This is a genomic window from Synechococcus sp. KORDI-100, assembly GCF_000737535.1.
Lineage (GTDB): Bacteria > Cyanobacteriota > Cyanobacteriia > PCC-6307 > Cyanobiaceae > Parasynechococcus.
Genome location: NZ_CP006269.1, coordinates 729,543 through 750,689, shown reverse-complemented (window position 1 = coordinate 750,689; position 21,147 = coordinate 729,543). Strand labels below are relative to the sequence as shown.

Sequence of the window (21,147 nt, the reverse complement as noted above, 5' to 3'; positions counted from 1 at the left end):
TGAGACTCCGTTGTCGACGTCCCGAACAATCCTGATCTGTTCCGGCAAGGGCGGCGTCGGCAAAACCACCACCACAGCGAATCTCGGCATTGCGCTCGCGCGTCTTGGCCGCAGCACGGTGGTTCTCGATGCCGACTTCGGCCTTCGCAATCTCGATCTGTTGCTGGGTCTGGAGAATCGAATTGTCTACACGGCCCAGGAGGTTCTGGCCGAATCCTGCCGACTCGAACAGGCCCTTGTGAAGCACAAGCAGGAGCCGAATCTCGCCCTCCTGCCAGCTGGGAACCCCCGCATGCTCGAGTGGCTCACCCCCAAGGACATGCAGGCCATCGTCTCGCTGCTCGAGGCCAAATTCGATTACGTGCTGATCGACTGTCCGGCCGGTATTGAAGATGGGTTCAAGAACGCCGCCTCTGCAGCCAGAGAGGCGCTGGTCGTCACCACCCCAGAGGTGGCTGCAGTCCGGGACGCTGACCGCGTGATCGGCCTGCTCGGCACCCAGGGGGTCAGCCCGGTTCAGCTGGTGCTCAACCGCGTGCGTCCCAAGATGATGTCGACCCAGGAGATGCTCTCCGTCGACGACGTCACCGACATCCTGGCGCTACCCCTCCTGGGCCTTGTGTTCGAAGATGAACAGGTGATCGTGAGCACGAACCGCGGGGAACCTCTCACTCTTGGAGGAAGCTCATCGCCGGCTGCGCAGGCCTACAACAACGTCGCCCGACGGCTCCAGGGGGAAGACATCCCTCTCATGGATCCGGCCAAAGCCCGTCGTGGACTGCGTGCCAAGGTGCGCCAGCTGATGCAAACCAAGATCTTCTGAACCGATGACGTTGAAGGATCTGATCGACAAATTGCTTGGCCGTCAGCCCAGCAGCGCCAGCACCGCCAAGGAGCGGCTTCAGCTCGTTCTGGCCCATGACAGAAGTGATCTCAATCCGGAACTGCTCGAGCAGATGCGGAGGGAAATTCTTGAAGTGGTGGCCCGCTACGTCGAGATTGACGTGGAGGAAGGGGACGTGAGCCTTGAGACCGAGGACCGGGTGACTGCACTTGTGGCCAACCTTCCGATCCGCCGCACGATCGGCACATCGTCCTGAGGGGAACACTCTGAGCAGTTGTTGCTCAGCCATGCCTGCAAGCAGTCCACTCACAGCGGCCGAGGAACGCGTCAGTGCCCTGTTGCTCGAGGGGTTGAGCAACCGTTCCATCGCCACACGACTGGTGATCAGCCATCGCACGGTGGAAACGCACATCAGCAGAGCACTCGCCAAGACAGGTTGCAACAACAGGGTGGAGCTGGCGCTGTGGATGCTTACGATGCGTTCGACGCCGGCTTAGCTCAGCGGTAGAGCAGCGCTTTTGTAAAGCGAAGGTCATCGGTTCAAATCCGTTAGCCGGCTTTTGACATCAGACCCGCGGCTTCTGCTCTGTTGAGGTCGCGAAGATCCACACCAGCAGCAGAAGGCCAACACCACCGATGAACTGAAGCTCCAGAAACGGCGTGAGCAAAACCTCCAGAGGTTTGATGACCCAGTGGAGAAGAGTCATGAACAGAAGACAGAGGCCGATGAGGGTGATCACGCAGCAGAACCGTTCTCAAAGCATCACAGCACCCTGTCGTAAGACCTGCCAGGAACCATCTCCGCACCAACTCGCCACTGTGCTCGCTAGACCGGACGGCTTGGGCCAGGGTTGGGGGCCAAGCTGCGGCACGCCTGGAAACATGGCGGCCGCCTCATCCGCTGAGCCTGCGGCCGGCTGTCCGGAGAGATTGGCACTGCTGGTGGCCAGCGGACCCACGAGCCTGAGCAGCTCACGGGTGGGTCCACAGGCTGGGATCCTGATACCCAGGCTGCAGCCTCCTGGATTCAGCAGGTCGACGACGCGGCCCCGGGCCGGCAGGACAAGCGTCAGGGCCCCGGGCCAGAAACGCTCGGCCAATGACCGTGCATCCGCATGGGAACGCTCCTCCACAAACCCCAGGAGGCCATCGACATCCCCTCCCATCAGGATCAGGGGCTTGTCGGCCGGCCGCCGTTTCAACGTCCAGATCTGGCCGGCGTCATCCGGTCGCACCGCCAGTCCCACAACCGTGTCGGTTGGAATCACAGCCGCCCGGCCTGACTGAAGCAGTGACGCCAGAGAGGCGGCCTCCAACACCGGGGGGGGCATGGTCATCCCGGTGCCTCCTGAAGGGGACGCCGACCGATGGCAAAGCGCTGGATGCGTCCAAGATCAGCTGCCGCTGTGAGCTGTTCAAGCCCGGCGCTCCTCATCAGCTGAAGGACGGCGTCGCTCTGGTCGTGGTGATGCTCGATCAGTAACCAACCGCCAGGGGCCAGGGCATCCTGAGCCGATCCAACAATGCTGCGGACGCAACCCAGGCCATCCGCACCACCATCAAGAGCAAGCCTGGGCTCGTGGTCGCGGACCGTTGGAGCAAGGGTGTCGATCACGCTGCTGGGGATGTAAGGGGGGTTGCTCAACACCAGGTCGAACTGACCCCACCAGGGCTTCAACGGGTCCCACCAGTGGCCCTGGTGCAAGCGACAGTTGTGGTCTGGCGACAGGCGCATCAGGTTGCGACAGGCCAACGCCAACGCCGCCTCGCAAGCATCAACGGCATGACCTGCCGCCCCTGGGTAGGCACGGGCCAGGCTGACGGCGATCGCCCCGGACCCGGTGCCGAGATCCGCCCATCGCAGCACGGATGTGTCGATGGGGAGGTTGATGGCGAGGTCCAGCAATTGCTCCGTCTCCTGGCGGGGGATGAGAGCGGCCTCGCTCACCTCGAGAAGCAGATCCCTCCAGGGGCACAGACCCACCAGGTGTTGCAGCGGTTGATGCTCTCGAAGGTGACGCTGCCAAAGGGCCTCAAGCTGAGACAGGGAAACCCGCAAAGCCACGGACCGGTCGCTGTCCACAAGCAGTTTTTGCAGATCGGACCAGGCCAGGCCTCCAGCAAGATCGAGCAGCCAGTCGAGATCCACGGACCGTCCACCGCTCTGAAGCTGACGACGTCGCCAGGCAAGAAGTTGCCCGCCTTCGGTGATCTGGACGGTCCTCATCCCAGGATCGGACGCCAGCGAAGTCCAGATTCACACAGCACACGACCTTCGAGTTCAAGGGCCAGCAGGTTCTTGGCCAGGCTTGCAGCTGGTCGGTTCAGAACGCGACTGAGCTCCTCGAGAGACGCCCCATGTCCCATGGCCTCGAGAAGCATCTGATCACAGCGGCTCACAGCTGGGCGATCCGACATAACTGCTGATGGGGCTGGCAGGGGTCCAGCCCCGAGGTGATCGATGAGCTGCTGTGGAGACAGCAGCGGGGCAGCCTTGCCGAGCAGCAACGCGTTGCTACCCCTGACAGACCAGCGCCCGGCATCACCGGGAACGGCCCAGACAGGACATTGCTGCTCAGCCGCGCATCGGGCCGTGATCAGAGCTCCGCTTCGCTCTGGACACTCCACAACGACCACGGCAGAGGAGAGGGCCACCAGCAAACGGTTTCGGGCTGCGAAGTGACCGCGACGGACCGGCGCTGCTTGCGGTTGCTCGCTCAGCAGCAAACCCCTCTCCCCAATGGATGCCTGCAGCCTGTTGTGGTGGCTTGGGTAGACCCGGTCGAGAGAGGTCCCAAGCACCGCGATCGGACATCCGCCTGCATCCAGACAGGCGCGATGGGCGGCAGCATCGATGCCCTCAGCCAGACCGCTCAGCACAGGCCAGCCAGCCTGCACCAGGGAGCGACTGAGTTCAGCTGCGGCGCGAAGACCATGGGGCGATGCCGATCGGGTGCCAACCACGGCAACACAGCGTTGCTGGGCGATCAACGCCAAGGGCTCCGGACGGCCCTGATGGAACAATGCCAGTGGTGGCCTCTGCAATGCACTGAGGAACGCTGGCCAGCCCTGATCACCCGGAAGAATGGCGTTGCCAGGAACGCTCAGGTCGGGCGCGACCCCTCGACGCCGGCGGAAGCGATCGACTTGCTTCAGCAGAGACTCGGGCCAGGCGAGCTCCTGCTGCAACCGATCGACAGGCCAAGTCCAGAGTTCATCGAGACCAACGCCATGCTCGAGAGCCATGGCCTCGAGCATCCCCATTCGTGCCGCGCCGATGCCGGGACAACGACTCCATAGCCACCACCAGCCCCGCGTAATTTGGTACAGATGTACTACTTCAATCTATTGGTTCACCTGCCGGGCCAAGAATCAAGCGCTGCATGACAGCGATCAACTCCGGCGGAGGACGCCTGAGAACGCGGCCCTCAGCAGCCAGCATCACCAAGTCGACGGCCGCTTCCGCGACCAGGTCGCGATTGCACATCAAGCGGAAGGACCAGGGCCAGCGGACGCCGCGCTGGGAGCCACAGACGCTTTCAATATCAATGATGTCGCCATGTCTCAGGCTGCGCCGGTAGTCGATCTGAAGCGACACCACCGGCATCTCAATCCCACCGGCCGCGATCTCTCCGTACTGGGCACCGGCCAGGGCTAGAGCCTCGACGCGTGCCTCCTCCAGCCAGGCGACATACGTGCCGTGCCAGACCACGCCTGCATGGTCGGTGTGCTGCGGCAGAACACGCTTTGAGAGGCGCCAGGGATTTGGCGTAACGCTCTCCCTCAGCTTGCTGTTCATTCAGGATCAGGCCCATAGGCTTCCGCAAAGACTGCCGCACTGCCGTGTTCAGAAACCTGCTGGTTGCCGACTCAGGGACAGGGCATGTCGAGGAGATGGTGCGGATGCTGCAGGACATCCCGAGTTTCGGGCGAGCCAAGGTCAATCTCCTGCATGTCGTTCAGGAACAGAGCAAATCCCAGGCGGATGATCACCGCAGCAACGCTGAACAGCTGCTGAATAGCGCTATCGAAAGGATGGCCCTGAATCCGAACGGGGTGAACAGCTTGGTTCGCGAGGGCGATCCCAAGCAAACCGTCCTGAATGTTGCTGAGGAGCTCAGCTGCGACCTGATCGTGATGGGTTCGCGAGGACTAGGACGACTTCAGTCCATTCTCGCCAACAGCACCAGCCAGTACGTGTTTCAGCTGTCCACCCGTCCGATGCTGCTGGTGCGTGATGACCTCTACGTCCGCCACGTCAATCGGGTGATGGTCACCGTCGACGGCACTGGTGTTGGGGACGACGCCGTGCGGGTGGCCTGCGAACTGGTTCGGGACATTCCCGGCGGAATCCTGACCGGCGTCCATGTCAGCCGTCAGGACATCACACCGACTCGCGGCGGACGAACCAAGGCGGACGAGGTTCTCGACGCAGCCGTGCAGCGGGCTCGAAGTTTTGGCATCGTCTTGAAAACTTTTCACGCAACCGGTGCCGATATCGGCCGCGAGGTCTGTCGTGCAGCACAGGACACCCAGGCGGATCTGGTTGTGATCGCCTCTCAGGACCGTCGACCGCTTGTGGCCAGAGGTCTCGTCGACCTGGACAAGCTGCTGGGAGGTTCAGTGAGCGATTACATCAGAGTTCATGCTCCTGCACCTGTTCTCCTGGTCCGTGAGGCTGAACAGAACTGACCTCAGCCCTGCTCTCTGCTGTTGGTCTGGATGTAGAGAATCAGCAAAAAGATCCCCGGAACCAGGATGAAGAGAAGGCTGGCGACGAATCCGAGATCGTTGGTTTCCATGGCCGCTGGGACGAGCCACGCGAAGGTATCACCGACACGTGTCGATCAGCCCACCGGGCTCAGTCCTCTTCACCGGCGGTAGCAGCTTCTGGATCCTCGTCCTGCTCCTCAATGGCTGCGGCAGGCCAGGCTGTCGGACCCACAGGAAGAGCTGCTTGGCGTGCTGCTGTCAAACGGGCTTCCGCGTTGGGGAGGCGCACCTGTGGGCGGGTGAGGATCAGCACCGAACGCTCCACGAGAGCCTGACAAGCCAAACGCCAGTCCTGCGGTCGTCGGCGGAGCTTGTTGTCTTCAACGACGGTTCGGGCGGTCAGGGCATCGTTTTTCTCCTCGTCAACCACGGACACGAAACAGGTGATGCATTGTCCGCAGCCCCCGCAGTTGCCCAGCTGACCCTTCAGGCCATAGAGCTCGATCCCTTCCCGCAGTGCAACGTCTCTGAGATTTTCTCCGGGGTAGCACTCAACATCGCGACCCTCGCGCACGAATCGAATGACGGGCATGCAGGACGGTTAAACGGGCACCACTATGAGTGGAAGGATTGCGTTTTGTGAATAAGGGGCTTCTGAAATCCGTGTCACGGCACGTTTCGTCCCGCGACCGAAGCCGACGAAGCACAGCTGATAACCCTTACCATCGCTTGGTCTGGCTGCCGATGCAGCCTTGTTCCTCAAACCTGTCCCATGGGATTGCCCTGGTATCGGGTGCACACCGTCGTTATCAACGATCCGGGCCGACTTCTGGCCGTGCACCTCATGCATACAGCCCTGGTCGCCGGCTGGGCCGGCTCCATGGCCCTCTACGAACTTGCCATCTTTGACCCCTCAGATCCGGTTCTGAATCCGATGTGGCGTCAGGGGATGTTCGTCATGCCCTTCATGTCCCGACTCGGGGTCACAGGCAGCTGGGGCGGCTGGAGCATCACAGGAGAAACAGGTGTCGATCCTGGTTTCTGGAGCTTTGAAGGGGTCGCAGCAGCCCACATCATTTTCAGTGGCCTTCTGATGCTGGCCGCGATCTGGCACTGGACCTACTGGGATCTCGAAATCTGGCAGGACCCGCGCACCGGGGAGCCAGCCCTTGATCTTCCCAAGATTTTCGGGATTCACCTCCTTCTTGCAGGCCTGGGATGCTTCGGCTTCGGAGCCTTCCACCTCACAGGTGTTTTCGGTCCCGGGATGTGGATCTCAGACCCATACGGAATCACCGGACATCTTGAACCTGTTCAACCCGCTTGGGGACCAGAGGGTTTTAACCCCTTTAATCCGGGAGGAATCGTTGCCCACCACATCGCTGCAGGCATCGTCGGAATCATCGCGGGAATCTTCCACATCACGACCCGACCCCCCGAGAGGCTCTACAAAGCCCTCCGGATGGGAAACATCGAAACCGTCCTGGCCAGTGCCATCGCAGCTGTTTTCTTCGCTGCCTTCATCGTGGCTGGAACCATGTGGTACGGCTCCGCTGCCACACCGGTTGAGCTGTTCGGACCGACTCGTTATCAGTGGGACCAGAGCTATTTCAAAACCGAAATCAACCGTCGCGTTCAAACGGCGATGGACGATGGAGCAACACGGGAGGAAGCCTACGCAGCCATTCCTGAAAAACTTGCCTTCTATGACTACGTCGGTAACAGCCCTGCGAAGGGCGGTCTGTTCCGGGTCGGACCGATGGTGAATGGTGATGGCCTTCCCACGTCGTGGCTTGGTCACATCGTGTTCACAGATCGCGATGGCAGAGAGCTCCAGGTTCGTCGTCTTCCGAACTTCTTCGAAAACTTCCCTGTTGTCCTCGAAGATGAGCAGGGAATTGTCCGCGCCGACATCCCCTTCCGTCGTGCTGAAGCGAAGTACTCCTTCGAGCAGCAGGGTGTGACGGCTCAGGTGTTTGGAGGAGCCCTCGATGGTCAAACATTCAGCGACCCAGCTGACGTGAAGCGTCTGGCTCGTAAATCTCAGCTCGGCGAGGCCTTCGACTTCGACAGAGAGACTTACAACTCCGACGGTGTCTTCAGGAGTTCACCCCGAGGTTGGTTCACCTTCGGTCACGCAACCTTTGCATTGCTGTTCTTCTTCGGACACATCTGGCACGGTGCCCGAACCCTGTATCGCGATGTGTTCGCGGGTATTGACCCCGATCTTGGCGATCAGGTTGAGTTCGGCCTCTTCGCCAAGCTCGGTGACCAAACCACCCGCCGTCTTCCCGATGGTTACGTTCCCCCCGCGGGAACTCCACTCAAATAATCGCCCTACAGGAGTCTTCCGATGGAAAGCTTCGCTTACATCCTCATCCTCACCTTCGCGATCGCGACTTTGTTTTTCGCAATCGCCTTCCGAGATCCTCCAAAGATCGGTAAATAGGTGTCCCCAAAAACCCTGCCGCGGCAGGGTTTTTTCATTTCCTGCCGAGACCTCGTCGCAGGCTGATCTCGATCTGGATCCGTGAAACGGCCAGTCTCATTACAGCGGCAAGCATCCTGGCGAATCAAAGCTGAGACTGATGTCGTGAAGGCCCTTCTCAAGACTCAAAACACTGTCTACAGTTGGTGCACCTTCAAGGTTGAACAGGGCGTGCAGTGCCCCTCCTGCCAGAACACCGATAGTCGTGTGCTCGAATCACGCGCAGCTGATTCCGGTCGCAGTGTGCGGCGACGCCGAGAATGTCTCAACTGCGAGTTCCGGTTCACCACCTACGAGCGGGTGGAAACCGTTCCAATCACCGTTGTCAAACGCGATGGCAGCCGTGAGATCTTCAGTCGCAGCAAGCTTCTGCACGGTCTGAACAGAGCGTGTGAAAAAACCGGTCTCGACGCTTCCCGGCTCGAAACGATGGTTGAAGAGCTGGAACTGCAGCTGCAGCAACGCAGCGGACGGGATGTCAGCAGCGCCGAGATTGGCGAACTGGTGCTGGCTCAGCTCAAGGTGATGAGTGAAGTGGCCTACATCCGTTTCGCCTCGGTGTATCGACAGTTCCGCGGCATCAGCGATTTCATTTCGACTCTGGAAACCATGAATCGGGACGAGACGCACCTCGCGGCCGTCGGCTGACGTCCGAAGGCTGAAGTCCAGTCTGTAAGATCGTGAATTCTCCGTGGATCGTCGGCGGGCGAACCATGGACATTCTCGTACTGCCCTCCCGAGGCAGACCGCCATACCCCCATGTCCGCGACGCCCACCGAAGAGCAGGTTCAGGAAACTCCAGCAGCTGAAGCGACAAACGCCTCTGTGACCACTGAGACATCAGCGGATCAGAGCTCTGCCGTCGACGACGCTGAACAGGCATTCGGCGAGGACGATCTGAGCATCCCTGAGGACGTCCCAAGTGCGGATGACCCAAGCAGCAGAGCCACAAGCCGAAGCCTTGATGATGCCGGGTTCACCCTGGATGAATTTGCTGCTCTTCTAAGCAAGTACGACTACAACTTCAAGCCAGGCGACATCGTTAACGGCACCGTGTTCGCCCTCGAATCCAAGGGCGCCATGATCGATATCGGTGCCAAGACCGCGGCTTTCATGCCACTGCAGGAGGTGTCGATCAACCGGGTCGAAGGGCTCGGTGACGTCCTGCAGCCCGGTGAAATCCGTGAGTTCTTCATCATGAGTGAGGAGAACGAGGACGGTCAACTCGCCCTGTCGGTTCGCCGGATCGAATACCAACGCGCCTGGGAGCGGGTCCGACAACTTCAGAAAGAAGACGCCACGATTTATTCAGAGGTCTTTGCCACCAACCGTGGTGGTGCACTGGTGAGGGTTGAAGGACTGAGAGGCTTCATTCCCGGCTCTCACATCAGCACCCGCAAGCCGAAGGAAGAGCTGGTTGCAGACTTCCTGCCGCTGAAGTTCCTGGAAGTGGATGAGGAGCGCAATCGCCTGGTGCTCAGCCATCGGAGGGCGCTGGTCGAACGCAAGATGAATCGCCTCGAGGTGGGAGAAGTGGTCATCGGAACCGTTCGAGGCATCAAGCCCTACGGCGCTTTCATTGATATCGGCGGTGTGAGCGGCCTGCTTCACATTTCAGAGATCAGCCATGAACACATCGAAACGCCGCACTCGGTGCTGAACGTCAACGATCAGATGAAGGTGATGATCATCGATCTCGATGCGGAACGGGGAAGGATTTCGCTCTCCACCAAAGCGCTGGAACCCGAACCGGGCGACATGCTGACCGATCCGCAGAAGGTCTTCGACAACGCCGAGGAAATGGCCGCTCGCTACAAGAAGATGTTGCTGGAGCAGGCTGAGGAAGGCGAGGAAGGCCTTGGAGTGATGATGGTCTGAGACAGCCAGCGATGGCTGAACTGCTGTTGAAGGGTCAGCCCATCGGACGGGTGAAAGGGGTGCTGTTCGATAAGGACGGCACCCTTTCGCGCAGTGAGCCTCACCTGCTGAAGCTTGCGGACGATCGAATTTCGCAAGCACTGCAGATCTGGAAAACATTGGGGAGGGCAGCACTCTCGGAAGATGCCTTGCGGCAACAACTGCGCGATGCGTTCGGCCGACGGGACAACGGTCTCGATCCAGCGGGAACCCTGGCTGTTGCGGCACGGCGTGACAATCTCACCTCGATGGCAACCGTGCTCTGTCTTCAGGGTTGCAGCTGGCCGGAAGCCAGCCGGATCGCATCAGACAGTTTCGACGCAAGCGATCAATCTCCATCAGGCTTGCCGACGATCAGTGAGCTGTTGCCAGGCGTCGATGGCCTGATCGAAGCCCTTAATCAGGCAGCGGTCACGATGGCCGTGATCAGCAATGACACCAGGGACGGGATTGATCAGTTCTTGTCTCACCACGACCTGCACAAGCGGATCAGCGGCCTCTGGAGTGCCGACGACGCACCGTCGAAACCTGATCCCGGCGCCGTGCAGGCGCTCTGCGCGCAGTGTGATCTGCAACCGAAGGACTGTGCCCTGATTGGCGATGCGGAAACGGATCTGACGATGGCCACCGCGGCTGGCATCGGCGTTGTGCTCGGTTTCCGTGGCGGCTGGGCCGTGCCCCCACACCTGCCAAGCGCCGATCATCTTTTTGAACGATGGGCAGATCTGAATGTGAAAGCCTCCGCGTAAAGTCCGCCGAACTGATTGATCGCATCCATGAGCCGCCACGTGTTCACGTCTGAGTCGGTCACGGAGGGACATCCAGACAAGATCTGCGATCAGGTCAGTGACGCCGTGCTCGATGCACTCCTGGCTCAGGATCCCTCAAGCCGGGTCGCCTGCGAGACCGTGGTGAACACAGGTCTTTGCATGATCACGGGCGAGGTGACGTCCAAAGCCCAGGTGGATTTCATCCATCTGGTTCGCAATGTGATCCGGGAGATTGGCTACAGCGGCGCCAGAGCCGGAGGATTCGATGCCAACAGTTGCGCTGTGCTGGTGGCCCTGGATCAGCAATCGCCGGATATTGCCCAAGGGGTCGATGAAGCCGATGACCATGAAGGTGATCCCCTCGACCGTGTCGGAGCCGGAGATCAGGGAATCATGTTCGGCTATGCCTGCAATGAGACTCCGGAGCTGATGCCGCTGCCAATCAGCCTGGCTCACCGTCTCTCCAAACGTCTGGCCGAGGTTCGCCATGCCGGCACCCTCGACTACCTGCTGCCTGACGGGAAAACCCAGGTCAGCGTCGTCTACGAGGACGACCGACCCGTCGCCATCGACACCATCCTGATCTCCACCCAGCACACCGCCGAGGTGGCCGGCATCAGTGACGAGCAAGGGATCCGGGATCGCATCACAGAGGATCTTTGGACCCATGTCGTGGAACCTGCCACTGCCGATCTCGCCCTCAAGCCCAACCGGGCTGACACAAGGTATCTGGTGAACCCCACCGGAAAATTTGTGGTGGGGGGCCCCCAGGGCGACGCAGGCCTGACCGGCCGCAAGATCATCGTTGACACCTATGGCGGTTACGCCCGTCATGGCGGAGGGGCCTTCTCCGGCAAGGACCCAACCAAGGTGGACCGTTCAGCGGCTTACGCAGCTCGTTACGTGGCCAAATGCCTTGTGGCATCAGGGCTTGCAGAGCGCGCCGAAGTGCAGCTGAGTTACGCCATTGGCGTGGCGCGACCCGTCTCGATCCTGGTCGAGTCCTTCGGTACAGGGAAGGTCTCCAATGCGGAACTCACCGAACTTGTGCAGGAGCACTTCGACCTGCGTCCCGGCGCCATAATCGAAAGCTTCGGCCTGCGAACCCTCCCCCAGCAAAGGGGAGGTCGGTTCTACCAAAACACCGCCGCTTACGGGCACTTCGGACGGAATGATCTCAAGGCCCCCTGGGAAGATGTTGCCGACAAGAGCGCGGAGCTCCTGCAGGCTGAAGCGAGCCGCTTGAAGCAAGGCGTCACCGTCTGAACCCGATGGGTGAGAGCCCGCTGGTACTGGGCATCGACCTCGGGACCAGCGGCATCAGGGTTGCCGTGCTTGATCGGCAGACAACGATTCTGCACAGCCAATCCTCGCGCTATCGAACGGGTCTGACGCAACCGGAAGACTGGCAGCAGGGATGCCGGGAGCTCATCCGGGCCATCCCGGAGTGCATGCGCTCCAGACTCGTAGCCCTCGCAGTGGATGGCACATCGGGCACCCTGTTGGCCTGCGAGGCCAATGGAACCCCGATTAGCCGAGCTCTCCGGTACTCCGAAGCCTTTCCAGCCCACACGGAACAACTTCAACAGCTCGTTCCAGAAGGAGGGCCAGCCGCCAGCTCGAGCAGCAGCCTGGCTCGAGGCCTGCGGCTGATGGAACAGTACGGCCAAGATCTGCTGCTTCGGCATCAGGCGGACTGGCTGAACGGTTGGCTTCTCAACGACTGGCGATGGGGAGAGGAAGGCAACAACGTGCGGCTGGGATGGGATCTCGAGCGCAACGCCTGGCTGCCTGGACTGATCGACCAGGCATGGGGGCAAGCCCTGCCCCAGATCTGTCCCAGCGGATCAAGGCTCGGGCTCATTGACGCTGAACGTGCCAATGAGCTGGATCTGCCGCATCAGCTTCAAGTCATCGCTGGGACAACGGATTCCAATGCAGCCGTTCTGGCGGCGGATCCCGGAGACGACGATGGCATCACCGTGTTGGGGACCACGTTGGTGATGAAGCGCTTCACCGATCGACCCATCCGGGGACCGGGGATCACCCTACACCGGGTGGGTGGACGCTGGCTCTGTGGAGGGGCTTCCAACGCCGGCGGTGGCGTGCTCAGCAAGCTGTTTGATCCCAGTGTTCTCCAGGAACTCAGCCGTCAGATTGACCCGGAGTCCGACAGTGGCCTGTGCCTGCGGCCATACCCTGGCCCTGGAGAGCGCTTTCCCGTCGACAATCCCAACCTTCAACCCGTTCTGGAGCCACGACCAGTCAGCGACGCGCTTTATCTCCACGGATTGCTTGAAGGGTTGGCGGAGATCGAACAACAGGGCTGGCGTTGCCTGACTGAACTGGGTGCCCCGGCCCCAAGACGGGTGATCAGCCTGGGCGGAGGTGCCCGCAATCCGCAGTGGAGACGTCTTCGCGAACGTCGTCTGAAGATTCCGGTCGTGAGTTGCTTCCGTCCGCCGGCAGCCGGCGCCGCACGTTTGGCACTCGATGCCGTCGCCAGGTAAGAATTCATCCATCCCTGGAGCGCCATGCCCAACAAGTTGCGCGATGGTCTGGCCATCGGCCTGTTCGTCATCCTTGCCGGCTATGTGACGTTCAGCGGCATCCGGCTGGGCTTGCTGCTCCTGGAACGCTTCGGCTGACCCAATCACTGCCAGAGTTTGCACAGGAACCGTTTCCGTCATGCCAGCTGATCCCCTAACCGCCGACGTCAGCACTCGGATCTGCCGACACATGAATAACGATCACGCTGAGGCGGTCTTGGCCTACGCGCGTCACTACGGGGGCATCACAGCCCCGACCAACGCACGCATGGTGGCCGTCACCCCCGACGACATGGAGCTGGAGGTTGATGGCGAGAGCGTTCGCATTCGCTTCGATCACAGCCTCACCGACAGCGAAGATGCCCATCGCACGCTGGTCACGATGCTTCGGGCCATGCCGAACGACAAGGACTGAGGGGAATCCTGTTGAGGAACGGCGAGCGCACCCTTGCTGAATGGCATTCTCAAGGCTGCCCGCAGCCTTCTGGTTGAACCCAGCTGCCCGTTCTGCCGGCAACCCGTCGATGCCTTTGCGAGCGGCCTGCCCTGCCCGGACTGTCGCCGACGACTGGGGGTTCCTTCAGCCGTGCTGAAAGGGGAGGACCCGCTGCCGTGGCAAGCCCTCGCCCACTATTCCGGAGCAGTCCGAACATTTGTCAACAGGCAGCGCAAGGCCCCCGAACCCTCTCGGCTGAATGGCCTGGTTCAGCTTCTGGCTGATCGCTGCACTGTCGAGAAGGATGCGGTGCTGGTGCCGATACCAAGCTGGCGTCGCCAACAACGACGGTCTTTTGCTGACCTGATTGCAACCGGCCTGGGGATGGAGCATCGACCGATCCTGCGGCGGACCCGTGCTGGCGTTGGTCAGCACAACCTGAATCGCCAGCAGCGGCTCGCCAATCTTCGGGGAGTCTTCAGTGTCGACAACACGGGTGTCGCGCACAACAACGATCGCATCATCTGGCTTGTCGACGACATTCTCACCACCGGTGGGACAGCCATGGCGGCCCGTTCAGCTCTCGAGGCATCCGGCCATCGCGTCGCAGGCCTGATCTGTCTTGCCCGCACCCCATCCCCATGCCGTGATTTAAGATATCGCCGTCGCCAAGGCGACACGCCGGGATAGCTCAGTTGGTAGAGCAGGCGACTGAAAATCGCCGTGTCCCCAGTTCAAATCTGGGTCCTGGCATCACCCTGATGCCGAATGTCCTGTGTCCTTCATCCCCCCCGATGCGGCGACCGACAGGCTGTTCAACAACGCCGATAGTTTCGCGATGGTCTTTGACCGCACGTGGAAACAACTTCGAGGCGGAAACAACTCGAAGGTGAGCCAGGGAGACCATCTGGAGACCGTGTTGGCTGCGATGGCCGATCACCCGTTTCTGATCAGTTCACCCGACATGGCGAGGCAGGTGGCTGGATTTCGCATACGCCTTCTGGAGCTGGATTGATCAGGCGGATAGCAGATCAATTTGGGGATCATCGACGTATTCGGTGTCATCACTGATCGCCTCGTCCTCAACACGTTCGTCCTCGGACGCATCCGGGGATGGAGATGTCTCCGGTTCGGGACCATCCGAGAGATCCACGGCATGAAGGGGGGTCACCTCGCTCGGATTCAGACGGTCCAGCAGCATCCGAACCTTTTCTTCGCTCGCGGAAAGCAGATCACTGGCGTCATCACTCACGGCAGCGGTCGCCGCATCAGCGACCTGTTGCCCCTCGACTTCGGACAGCCTGGCGTCCAGCTCCATCAACCGATCGGCCAGGGTCTCCACCACTTCACTGAGGCTCAGCAGCTGGGTGCACAGCTGCTGCTCAAACTCGGTGCGCGGGGAGGTGGTGGTCACCGGGCTGGCCTCGAATGGAGAGATTTCGCTGATGGTATCGATGCTGTGCCTTGTGTCCACGGCAGTGATGCACACAACGGCTGCCCTAAATTCCCAGGTGCTCTCGAGCGATTGAGATGTCCAGGCTGAAGACAGCACTGAAGATCAGCGCCTGGATCGCTGTGTTCGTTGTCGTCGTCGTTTACCTCCAGCGCTACGGCATCGCGCCGCTTCAAAACGCTGTCAATGAAATGGGGTTCTGGGCTCCCCTGGGGCTGTTTGTCCTGCGTGGAATCAGCATCATTCTTCCGGCTCTGCCGAGTTCCGTTTACTCGCTCCTGGCGGGGTCCCTTCTGGGCTTCAAGGTTGGATACATGACCATCATCCTCTCGGATCTGGTGTTCTGCAGTTCGGCCTTTTACATCGCTCGCCGCTGGGGGCGCGGCCCTGTCAGCCGTCTTGTGGGTGCCGGCGCCATGGAAAAGATCGACGGGTTCAGCAAGAACCAGCTGGAAGGCAACTTCTTCCTGATGACCGGACTGCTCATGACAGGCCTGTTCGATTTCCTCAGCTACGCCATCGGTATCAGCCGAACCCACTGGAGGATCTTTGCGCCGGCCCTTCTGATCAGCGTGCTGATCAGTGATTCGATTCTTGTTGCCGTTGGAGCGGGAGTCACGAAGGGCGCCAGTGTGTCGCTGGGCATTGCGTTACTCGCGATGTTTGCTCTTGCCACCTTCACCGGCCTGTTGAAGAAGAGATCCTCAGTCGCATCCTCCAAGGAGTCCACATAAACAACGCCATCGATCCCTAGCCAGCCATCAGGTTGCGAGCTCCAGGCCTTCGTGGCTGATGCCCCGGAAGAAACAGCACCAGTTGCAGACAGATGCATGTCGATTCCCACGAACCGGCGACTGGGGCCCAGAAATTCCGGGACACTGGATAGACCCTATTTTCGTGGCGTTTCTTGATGAGCCCACTGGCTGATCCGAGAATTGCTGCACTGCAGGAGCAGGCCGGCAGCAGAGGTGAGCTGGATCTACCCGTAGGAGAAGGTTGTTTTCGGATCAATCTGCTCGATGAAAACATCGAGCTCTGGCGGGAGACCTTTGATCAACACACCACGCCGGCCAATCTTCTGCTTGCGTGCGAGAAGAGCAGCGGCGATCTCAAGGACACGCGTCTGACCTGGGTCGTTGGCTCAGCCATCCGCACGGCAACAGCCTCCAGCCCCGATGCCGTCGCTCGGCTGTTATCGCAACTGGGTATTTCACCAGAACTCACGGAGGCTGCCGTCGACCGATGCCCGGGGCTCGGCAAGGATCTGGTGTGGGCCTTTTATCTGGAGCGCCACGGCTGGTTGATTGCTACACCGGTTGCCGGGATCAGCTCTTGATCCACCAATACACCGACATCAAAACCCTGGCCCAAAACGCCCGGGTTCAGGGACTCAGCACCAACCGTGCGCTGTCGCAGACCACACGCGCTTTGATCGACAAAGCCGACCTGGCTCAACGCCTGCTGACCCATGGGGAGCTGGAGAGCATTTGCCATGCATCCGGAATCAACCCCAGCATCCCCAGCCATCTGGGGGAGAGGGCGGATCAATTGGTGAACCAGGCAAGGGCCCACCTGCTGGAATCACAGCCGCAACTGGTTCAGCCGGGCGGGGCCCTGTTCCCTCAGGAGAGGGCTGAGGCCTGCTGGCGGGATTGCTGGAACTTTCTCCGCGTGATCACGTACGCGGTGGCCTGCAATCACAGCACGTTCACAAACCCGGGAGGCATGGACGCACTGCGGGAGCTTTACAGGCGGATGAACGTGCCGACAGAGGGGATGAAAATCGCCCTAGAGCAGCTGAAAGAGCTTGCCCTGGAGGGGGTTTCACAGACAGGCGAGCAGCAGTTGATTCGTGACTGCTTCCAGCACCTCGGCGCCCAGCTCAACAAATCTGCAGTTAAGAGCTGATAAGAGGCAGACCGGGAACCAGACGAGCCGAAGCAAGATCTGCGGCAAGTATTTTTACCTACGGCGTACTCCATGGCCATCCCGCTCCTTCAATACCCGCTCAGCTCCCAGAACGGCCGTGTCAGCAATCTTGCCGGCGACGAGAGCACCGTTCGTAGCCAGCTCTATCCCTCCGCAGCCGCTGGGGACGACACCAACCGCATCGCCATGGATGCGCTGATTGAACAGGCCTACCTCCAGGTGTTCTTCCATGCCATGCGCAGTGATCGTGAGCCGTTCCTGGAATCACAACTCCGCAGCGGCAACATCACCGTCCGGGATTTCATCCGCGGACTGCTGCTCTCCATGCGATTCAAGCAGGGCTACTACCAGTGCAGCTCGAACTACCGCATGGTGGATCAGGTTGTCGGGCGGGTTCTCGGCCGCCCTGTCCATGGCGATGCCGAACGCCGAGCATGGTCGATCGTGATTGGAGAGAAGGGCTTCACGGCCTTCGTCGACACCTTGCTGGACAGCACGGAGTACATGCATTGCTTCGGGTATGACCTGGTTCCGCAGCAGCGGTCGCGCGTTCTACCCGGTCGAGCCCTGGGTGAAACTCCGATCTATCAGCAATTTCCGCGCTACGGAGCTGACTGGCGGAATTCTCTGAAGGATCGGGCTCCCAGCCCGAACAAAATGGAGCTCCTTGTTGCATCCCCGCCGCAGACCTCGGCTGCCTGGATCAATGGCCAGCCTCCGGCCTGGGCTCTCAAAGCCTGGCTGACCCTTGCAGCCATAGGTGGTTTTGAACTGGGACGCGTGCTGCTCACGATTGCAAGTGAGATGCTGCACACCTGAGACATTTCAGGCTGACCAGGGGGTGTGACATAGGTTCGACCCATGCACACCCATTCATGATCGATGGCCCAGGCCGGCCAGGAGCGTCTTCAACGGTTCTGCGGTTTGCTCGCTGGACGGCACAGCAATCAGCAGCAGGCCTTTGATAATCCTCCCTTCTTCGCCCACATCATTCTCAAGTACAGGGCGTTGCCCCAGTTTGATCAGCCAACGCTGCTGCTTGAGCAGGGATATGCCGTCGATCCCAGCCAGCCCTATCGGGTTCGAATTCTGCGTCCAACACTGCAGGGTGAAACGTCCATCCGCGTGATCAACTTCCGCTTGCATGAACTTCAGCGTTTTCAGGGCGCCTCTGATGATCGGATGATCCGCGATACGATCGCAGAAACAGCGTTCGGCGTCCTTGAGGGCTGCGCCTACGACGTCACCCCAAGCGGCCATTCAACCTTTGCGGGGACCACTGAACCAGGCTGTCGCTGCATCGTGCATCGCAATGGTGTCGACACCTATCTGAAGAGTCGTTTTCAACTCAGTCCGGAGGGGATGACCACCTTGGATCGGGGCTATGACCTGACGACACATCAACGGGTCTGGGGGTCAGTCGCTGGGGAGTTCACCTTTCAGCGCGAGGAAGACTGGTCTGATGAAATCCCACCACACTGGTGGCGGTAAGCAGTTTTTTTGTAAAGAAGTAATGAGGAACGCGCCATGAAATCCTTAAAAATGTATTTTTATTGGAGATCTTTTATGTTGATTCATGCCAGAGCAGTCGAGTGCATGGTCCCAGGGCAACCCTCCCGCAACATTCGAAAAACTCTGGCGCGGCTTGATTCTCGTTGCAGCAATTCACCTGGGCGGCATGGCCATCAACCTGATCGCTCAGATGCTCGGCTACAACGGGCTTGATGGAATACCTGCCAAATTCCTTGGGCTGTAATTCAGCTTATTTAGACCCCTTCAGATCTTCAGAAAAATACTTTTGTCCTGAGCGAAAGTCCCTTTCTTCCTGCTGCATTTCAACATTGCAAGTCGATTGCGAATAGTGCGCCAATGTAGGAAATCCATTCGGCTTTAAGCGCGGGCACAACTGATCGACCTCTTCGCGATCAGGACAAAAATAAACGCCGTACCATCGATTAATAAATCGACCCTTTATTTCATCGGAGAATGCAAACCCATAATGTTCTGCAATTTTCAGAATTTGCTCAGGCTCAGCAGTCGAGAGCTTTGCTTTCATCTCATCCGAACGGTTAGCGTCACGAATGAACCTTCTTAACTCGCTCTTACTCATGCGGGACGTCACAATGAACAACGCCGAGCATAAAACATAGCGACAAACAATTTTGCGACGAAAAGAAATCTACAAATTACTCAATACTCACTTCACATTGTTAACAATTGATTGAAATGGCGCAGTGACAGAGAACGCCAGGCAAATCGCCTGGTTACAACCCTGTATAGTACTTTTTTTACGAATAATCAGACTTGCTAGAGAATTGGGTAGCTCCTGAGCAACAACAACCGCTTTTTCTTGATCGAGATGGGAGCGAAGGCATCGATGCAAGGGGCGCCTCCTGGAGAAATGCAGACCTGAAAGAAGCCAATTTGAGCCAGGCAAAGCTCTGTCGTGTTGATCTGAGGGGGGCTGATCTCAGCAATGCCAACTTGGAGGGTGCTGATCTTCGACTCGCCAGATTTGACTGGGCCACGCGCTGGCCACGTGAATTCAACCATGTATCTACCGGAGCCGTTGGTCCCGGAGCCAGGCTGAATGGTCAGTTTTTCAATGGCGCAGACCTCCGAGGACTCGACCTCAGAGGTGCCAGTTTTTTGGGGGCCTACCTCAGTGGTGCTGATCTGAGCGGTTCCGTTCTGAATGACGTGTCATTTGTTGGTGCTGACCTTCGAAACGCCAGCTTTAAAGGAGCCTGCTGCAAACGAGCACGCTTCGGCACTTCACAGCTGGATCTGGCCGATTTTCGCGGCGCCGACCTTGAAAACGCGGATTTTGAAACCGCCGATTCAATCAAGGGTGCGGATTTTTCCTACTGCAAGAATTTCGAAACGATGACCACGATCTTGCTGACGCGACCGTCAGATCAGCTCGATCATTGGAACCCGATCACACGGCAGACAACACGCGTGAGCCTTCAAAATCTTCAAGGCTGATAATCGAACGTCTCAAGCCTGGAACCCCTGCCGTGGCTCAAGGCAGTGCGGGTTGAGGTTTGTAAAGACCGCCGTATACATGACGACACTTGCCCGATCATGGTACGGCGATAAGTGGATCCTGTCCATGCCATTCGGTCCGGCCTCGCTCCTTGGGGTAGAAAGCTTCGATACCGATGCAGTGGTTGAACTTCTGCCGGGAGATGATGATCTCAAAAAAGCTGAGATCATTCGCGCAACCTACCGCCAGGTGCTAGGCAATGCCTACGTCATGGACAGTGAGCGAGATCTCATCACTGAATCGCAATTTAAATTGGGCGAATTAAGCGTTCGAGAACTAGTTCGCAAGCTCGCCAAAAGCGACCTCTACAGAACAAGATTTTTCGATAGCTGTTCACGCTATCGCTACATTGAACTTACCTTTCGTCATTTACTCGGGCGGGCGCCAACAGATTATGAGGAAATGAGGGGTCACTCCGACACACTCGACTCTGCTGGATTTGAGAAAGACATCGACACGTTTATTGACTCGAAAGAATACCAAGACACCTTTGGAGAGTGGATCGTTCCCTATCAACGTGGGTGGAAAACCGAATCCTGCGGAACGATGCAGGAATTCACGTGGAATTTTCAGCTGTTACGAGGCAACAGCAGTAGCAGTCTCAAGGGTGATCTGTCGGGTAAAGCCTCAAAGCTGGGAGGAGCGGCATACCAAAATCGTCCTCTCCCAGTCGTTCGGCCATCATCTGAAGAGAGCACCGGTTGGAGCTTTCGTCCAGCAGCCAATCTCCAGGAAGCCCCTACTCGGCTTGGCGTCGGGGCAGGGTCTGAAGGGAAGACTTTTCGTGTTGAAGTGACTGGCTACAGGTCAAACAACTTGAAACGAATCTCTCGCTACGTGAAGTCAAACAGGGTCTATTACGTGCCCTTCGACAAGTTATCTGAACAATTCATTCGCATCCACCGCGAAGGCGGCAAAATCTCCAGCATTACTCCCATCAGTTGATGATCTGACTGTTCGTCAAGACATCCAACCATTCTCATCCACACCACACTTTCA

Annotated in this window: 31 protein-coding genes and 2 tRNA genes; 24 read left to right on the top strand and 9 right to left on the bottom strand. The window is 59.1% G+C overall.

Annotation, left to right across the window (positions count from 1 at the left end; genetic code table 11):
• The first annotated feature begins 10 nt into the window (after positions 1–10).
• The 4 genes from minD (at position 11) to KR100_RS03695 (ending at position 1,403) form a co-directional block, all read left to right on the top strand.
• Positions 11–823, top strand: a complete 813-nt coding sequence (gene minD, locus KR100_RS03705) for a septum site-determining protein MinD (RefSeq protein ID WP_038543288.1) — start codon at positions 11–13, stop codon at positions 821–823.
• 4 nt (positions 824–827) lie between these two features.
• The gene (minE, locus tag KR100_RS03700; RefSeq protein ID WP_038543285.1) at positions 828–1,100 is read left to right on the top strand and encodes a cell division topological specificity factor MinE; all 273 of its coding nucleotides are present in this window, start codon (positions 828–830) and stop codon (positions 1,098–1,100) included.
• Between the two features lie 31 nt (positions 1,101–1,131).
• Positions 1,132–1,341, top strand: a complete 210-nt coding sequence (locus KR100_RS14795; protein ID WP_071839835.1) for a response regulator transcription factor — start codon at positions 1,132–1,134, stop codon at positions 1,339–1,341.
• Positions 1,332–1,403 (top strand) — tRNA-Thr (locus tag KR100_RS03695). Before KR100_RS14795 ends, KR100_RS03695 begins: the two co-directional genes overlap by 10 nt.
• Positions 1,404–1,410: 7 nt before the next feature.
• Here the strand turns inward: KR100_RS03695 and KR100_RS16455 are convergent.
• The 5 genes from KR100_RS16455 to KR100_RS03675 all read right to left on the bottom strand — a co-directional run bounded on the left by KR100_RS16455 (position 1,411) and on the right by KR100_RS03675 (position 4,643).
• Positions 1,411–1,584: a hypothetical protein gene (locus KR100_RS16455; RefSeq protein ID WP_204207772.1), complete on the bottom strand. Its 174-nt coding sequence runs from the start codon at positions 1,582–1,584 to the stop codon at positions 1,411–1,413.
• 15 nt (positions 1,585–1,599) lie between these two features.
• Entirely contained in the window at positions 1,600–2,181 is a 582-nt protein-coding gene (locus KR100_RS03690) for an L-threonylcarbamoyladenylate synthase (protein ID WP_038543283.1), read from the bottom strand.
• Positions 2,178–3,071 carry a peptide chain release factor N(5)-glutamine methyltransferase gene (gene prmC, locus KR100_RS03685; RefSeq protein ID WP_156097895.1) on the bottom strand — a complete coding sequence of 298 codons (894 nt, stop codon included), beginning with the start codon at positions 3,069–3,071 and terminating at the stop codon, positions 2,178–2,180. The genes KR100_RS03690 and prmC overlap by 4 nt, the downstream gene beginning before the upstream one ends.
• On the bottom strand, positions 3,068–4,108 hold the full coding sequence (gene dprA / locus KR100_RS03680; RefSeq protein WP_051847303.1) for a DNA-processing protein DprA: 1,041 nt from the start codon (positions 4,106–4,108) through the stop codon (positions 3,068–3,070). Before dprA ends, prmC begins: the two co-directional genes overlap by 4 nt.
• A gap of 76 nt (positions 4,109–4,184) precedes the next feature.
• The gene (locus KR100_RS03675) at positions 4,185–4,643 is read right to left on the bottom strand and encodes a thioesterase family protein (RefSeq protein WP_038543275.1); all 459 of its coding nucleotides are present in this window, start codon (positions 4,641–4,643) and stop codon (positions 4,185–4,187) included.
• Positions 4,644–4,687: 44 nt separating this feature from the next.
• On the opposite strand from KR100_RS03675, the gene KR100_RS03670 reads away from it, so the two are divergent.
• The gene (locus KR100_RS03670) at positions 4,688–5,536 is read left to right on the top strand and encodes a universal stress protein (RefSeq protein WP_038543273.1); all 849 of its coding nucleotides are present in this window, start codon (positions 4,688–4,690) and stop codon (positions 5,534–5,536) included.
• A gap of 2 nt (positions 5,537–5,538) precedes the next feature.
• Here KR100_RS03670 and psbM read toward each other — a convergent pair whose 3' ends face one another.
• Together psbM and KR100_RS03660 are read right to left on the bottom strand one after the other, a co-directional pair.
• Positions 5,539–5,646 (bottom strand): photosystem II reaction center protein PsbM, encoded by a 108-nt coding sequence (psbM, locus tag KR100_RS03665; RefSeq protein WP_038543271.1) that lies wholly within the window; start codon positions 5,644–5,646, stop codon positions 5,539–5,541.
• Positions 5,647–5,705: 59 nt separating this feature from the next.
• Entirely contained in the window at positions 5,706–6,149 is a 444-nt protein-coding gene (locus KR100_RS03660; protein ID WP_038543269.1) for a 2Fe-2S iron-sulfur cluster-binding protein, read from the bottom strand.
• A 180-nt stretch (positions 6,150–6,329) separates the two neighbouring features.
• Here KR100_RS03660 and psbB point away from each other — a divergent pair, with 180 nt between their 5' ends.
• From psbB to KR100_RS03610, 11 genes are all read left to right on the top strand, one after another.
• Positions 6,330–7,889 carry a photosystem II chlorophyll-binding protein CP47 gene (gene psbB / locus KR100_RS03655; protein WP_038543267.1) on the top strand — a complete coding sequence of 520 codons (1,560 nt, stop codon included), beginning with the start codon at positions 6,330–6,332 and terminating at the stop codon, positions 7,887–7,889.
• Positions 7,890–7,910: 21 nt separating this feature from the next.
• On the top strand, positions 7,911–8,006 hold the full coding sequence (locus tag KR100_RS14790; protein WP_071839834.1) for a photosystem II reaction center protein T: 96 nt from the start codon (positions 7,911–7,913) through the stop codon (positions 8,004–8,006).
• A gap of 210 nt (positions 8,007–8,216) precedes the next feature.
• Positions 8,217–8,693, top strand: a complete 477-nt coding sequence (gene nrdR / locus KR100_RS03650; protein WP_038547845.1) for a transcriptional regulator NrdR — start codon at positions 8,217–8,219, stop codon at positions 8,691–8,693.
• A gap of 111 nt (positions 8,694–8,804) precedes the next feature.
• Positions 8,805–9,923: a 30S ribosomal protein S1 gene (locus KR100_RS03645; protein WP_038543265.1), complete on the top strand. Its 1,119-nt coding sequence runs from the start codon at positions 8,805–8,807 to the stop codon at positions 9,921–9,923.
• A gap of 11 nt (positions 9,924–9,934) precedes the next feature.
• The gene (locus KR100_RS03640; RefSeq protein ID WP_038543263.1) at positions 9,935–10,711 is read left to right on the top strand and encodes an HAD family hydrolase; all 777 of its coding nucleotides are present in this window, start codon (positions 9,935–9,937) and stop codon (positions 10,709–10,711) included.
• 27 nt (positions 10,712–10,738) lie between these two features.
• Positions 10,739–11,998: a methionine adenosyltransferase gene (gene metK / locus KR100_RS03635; protein WP_038543261.1), complete on the top strand. Its 1,260-nt coding sequence runs from the start codon at positions 10,739–10,741 to the stop codon at positions 11,996–11,998.
• A gap of 5 nt (positions 11,999–12,003) precedes the next feature.
• Positions 12,004–13,242 carry an FGGY-family carbohydrate kinase gene (locus KR100_RS03630; RefSeq protein WP_038543258.1) on the top strand — a complete coding sequence of 413 codons (1,239 nt, stop codon included), beginning with the start codon at positions 12,004–12,006 and terminating at the stop codon, positions 13,240–13,242.
• A gap of 178 nt (positions 13,243–13,420) precedes the next feature.
• Positions 13,421–13,696: a DUF2470 domain-containing protein gene (locus tag KR100_RS03625; RefSeq protein ID WP_038543256.1), complete on the top strand. Its 276-nt coding sequence runs from the start codon at positions 13,421–13,423 to the stop codon at positions 13,694–13,696.
• A gap of 33 nt (positions 13,697–13,729) precedes the next feature.
• Entirely contained in the window at positions 13,730–14,407 is a 678-nt protein-coding gene (locus KR100_RS14785) for a ComF family protein (RefSeq protein WP_071839833.1), read from the top strand.
• A tRNA-Phe gene (locus KR100_RS03615) sits at positions 14,398–14,470 on the top strand. The genes KR100_RS14785 and KR100_RS03615 overlap by 10 nt, the downstream gene beginning before the upstream one ends.
• 22 nt (positions 14,471–14,492) lie before the next feature.
• Positions 14,493–14,732, top strand: a complete 240-nt coding sequence (locus KR100_RS03610) for a hypothetical protein (protein WP_038547843.1) — start codon at positions 14,493–14,495, stop codon at positions 14,730–14,732.
• Here the strand turns inward: KR100_RS03610 and KR100_RS03605 are convergent, their stop codons facing one another.
• Positions 14,733–15,131: a hypothetical protein gene (locus KR100_RS03605; protein ID WP_038547841.1), complete on the bottom strand. Its 399-nt coding sequence runs from the start codon at positions 15,129–15,131 to the stop codon at positions 14,733–14,735.
• Positions 15,132–15,247: 116 nt separating this feature from the next.
• Here KR100_RS03605 and KR100_RS03600 point away from each other — a divergent pair, with 116 nt between their 5' ends.
• The 6 genes from KR100_RS03600 to KR100_RS03575 all read left to right on the top strand — a co-directional run bounded on the left by KR100_RS03600 (position 15,248) and on the right by KR100_RS03575 (position 18,855).
• Positions 15,248–15,904, top strand: a complete 657-nt coding sequence (locus KR100_RS03600; RefSeq protein ID WP_038543252.1) for a TVP38/TMEM64 family protein — start codon at positions 15,248–15,250, stop codon at positions 15,902–15,904.
• A gap of 176 nt (positions 15,905–16,080) precedes the next feature.
• Entirely contained in the window at positions 16,081–16,506 is a 426-nt protein-coding gene (locus tag KR100_RS03595) for a hypothetical protein (protein ID WP_038543250.1), read from the top strand.
• Positions 16,503–17,078, top strand: coding sequence for a phycobilisome polypeptide (locus KR100_RS03590; protein WP_156097894.1), 576 nt, complete (start codon positions 16,503–16,505; stop codon positions 17,076–17,078). Before KR100_RS03595 ends, KR100_RS03590 begins: the two co-directional genes overlap by 4 nt.
• A 72-nt stretch (positions 17,079–17,150) precedes the next feature.
• A complete protein-coding gene (locus tag KR100_RS03585) occupies positions 17,151–17,918 on the top strand; it encodes a phycobilisome rod-core linker polypeptide (RefSeq protein ID WP_038543248.1) in 768 nt (255 codons plus the stop codon).
• A 63-nt stretch (positions 17,919–17,981) separates the two neighbouring features.
• On the top strand, positions 17,982–18,590 hold the full coding sequence (locus KR100_RS03580; RefSeq protein WP_051847302.1) for a chromophore lyase CpcT/CpeT: 609 nt from the start codon (positions 17,982–17,984) through the stop codon (positions 18,588–18,590).
• An 85-nt stretch (positions 18,591–18,675) separates the two neighbouring features.
• Entirely contained in the window at positions 18,676–18,855 is a 180-nt protein-coding gene (locus tag KR100_RS03575) for a hypothetical protein (RefSeq protein ID WP_038543246.1), read from the top strand.
• 6 nt (positions 18,856–18,861) lie between these two features.
• Here KR100_RS03575 and KR100_RS03570 read toward each other — a convergent pair whose 3' ends face one another.
• Positions 18,862–19,209 carry a Nif11-like leader peptide family natural product precursor gene (locus tag KR100_RS03570; RefSeq protein ID WP_038543244.1) on the bottom strand — a complete coding sequence of 116 codons (348 nt, stop codon included), beginning with the start codon at positions 19,207–19,209 and terminating at the stop codon, positions 18,862–18,864.
• A gap of 194 nt (positions 19,210–19,403) precedes the next feature.
• Here KR100_RS03570 and KR100_RS03565 point away from each other — a divergent pair, with 194 nt between their 5' ends.
• The gene (locus KR100_RS03565; protein WP_038543242.1) at positions 19,404–20,087 is read left to right on the top strand and encodes a pentapeptide repeat-containing protein; all 684 of its coding nucleotides are present in this window, start codon (positions 19,404–19,406) and stop codon (positions 20,085–20,087) included.
• A gap of 127 nt (positions 20,088–20,214) precedes the next feature.
• Positions 20,215–21,093 (top strand): phycobilisome linker polypeptide, encoded by an 879-nt coding sequence (locus KR100_RS03560; protein WP_038547834.1) that lies wholly within the window; start codon positions 20,215–20,217, stop codon positions 21,091–21,093.
• The last annotated feature ends 54 nt before the right edge of the window (positions 21,094–21,147 follow it).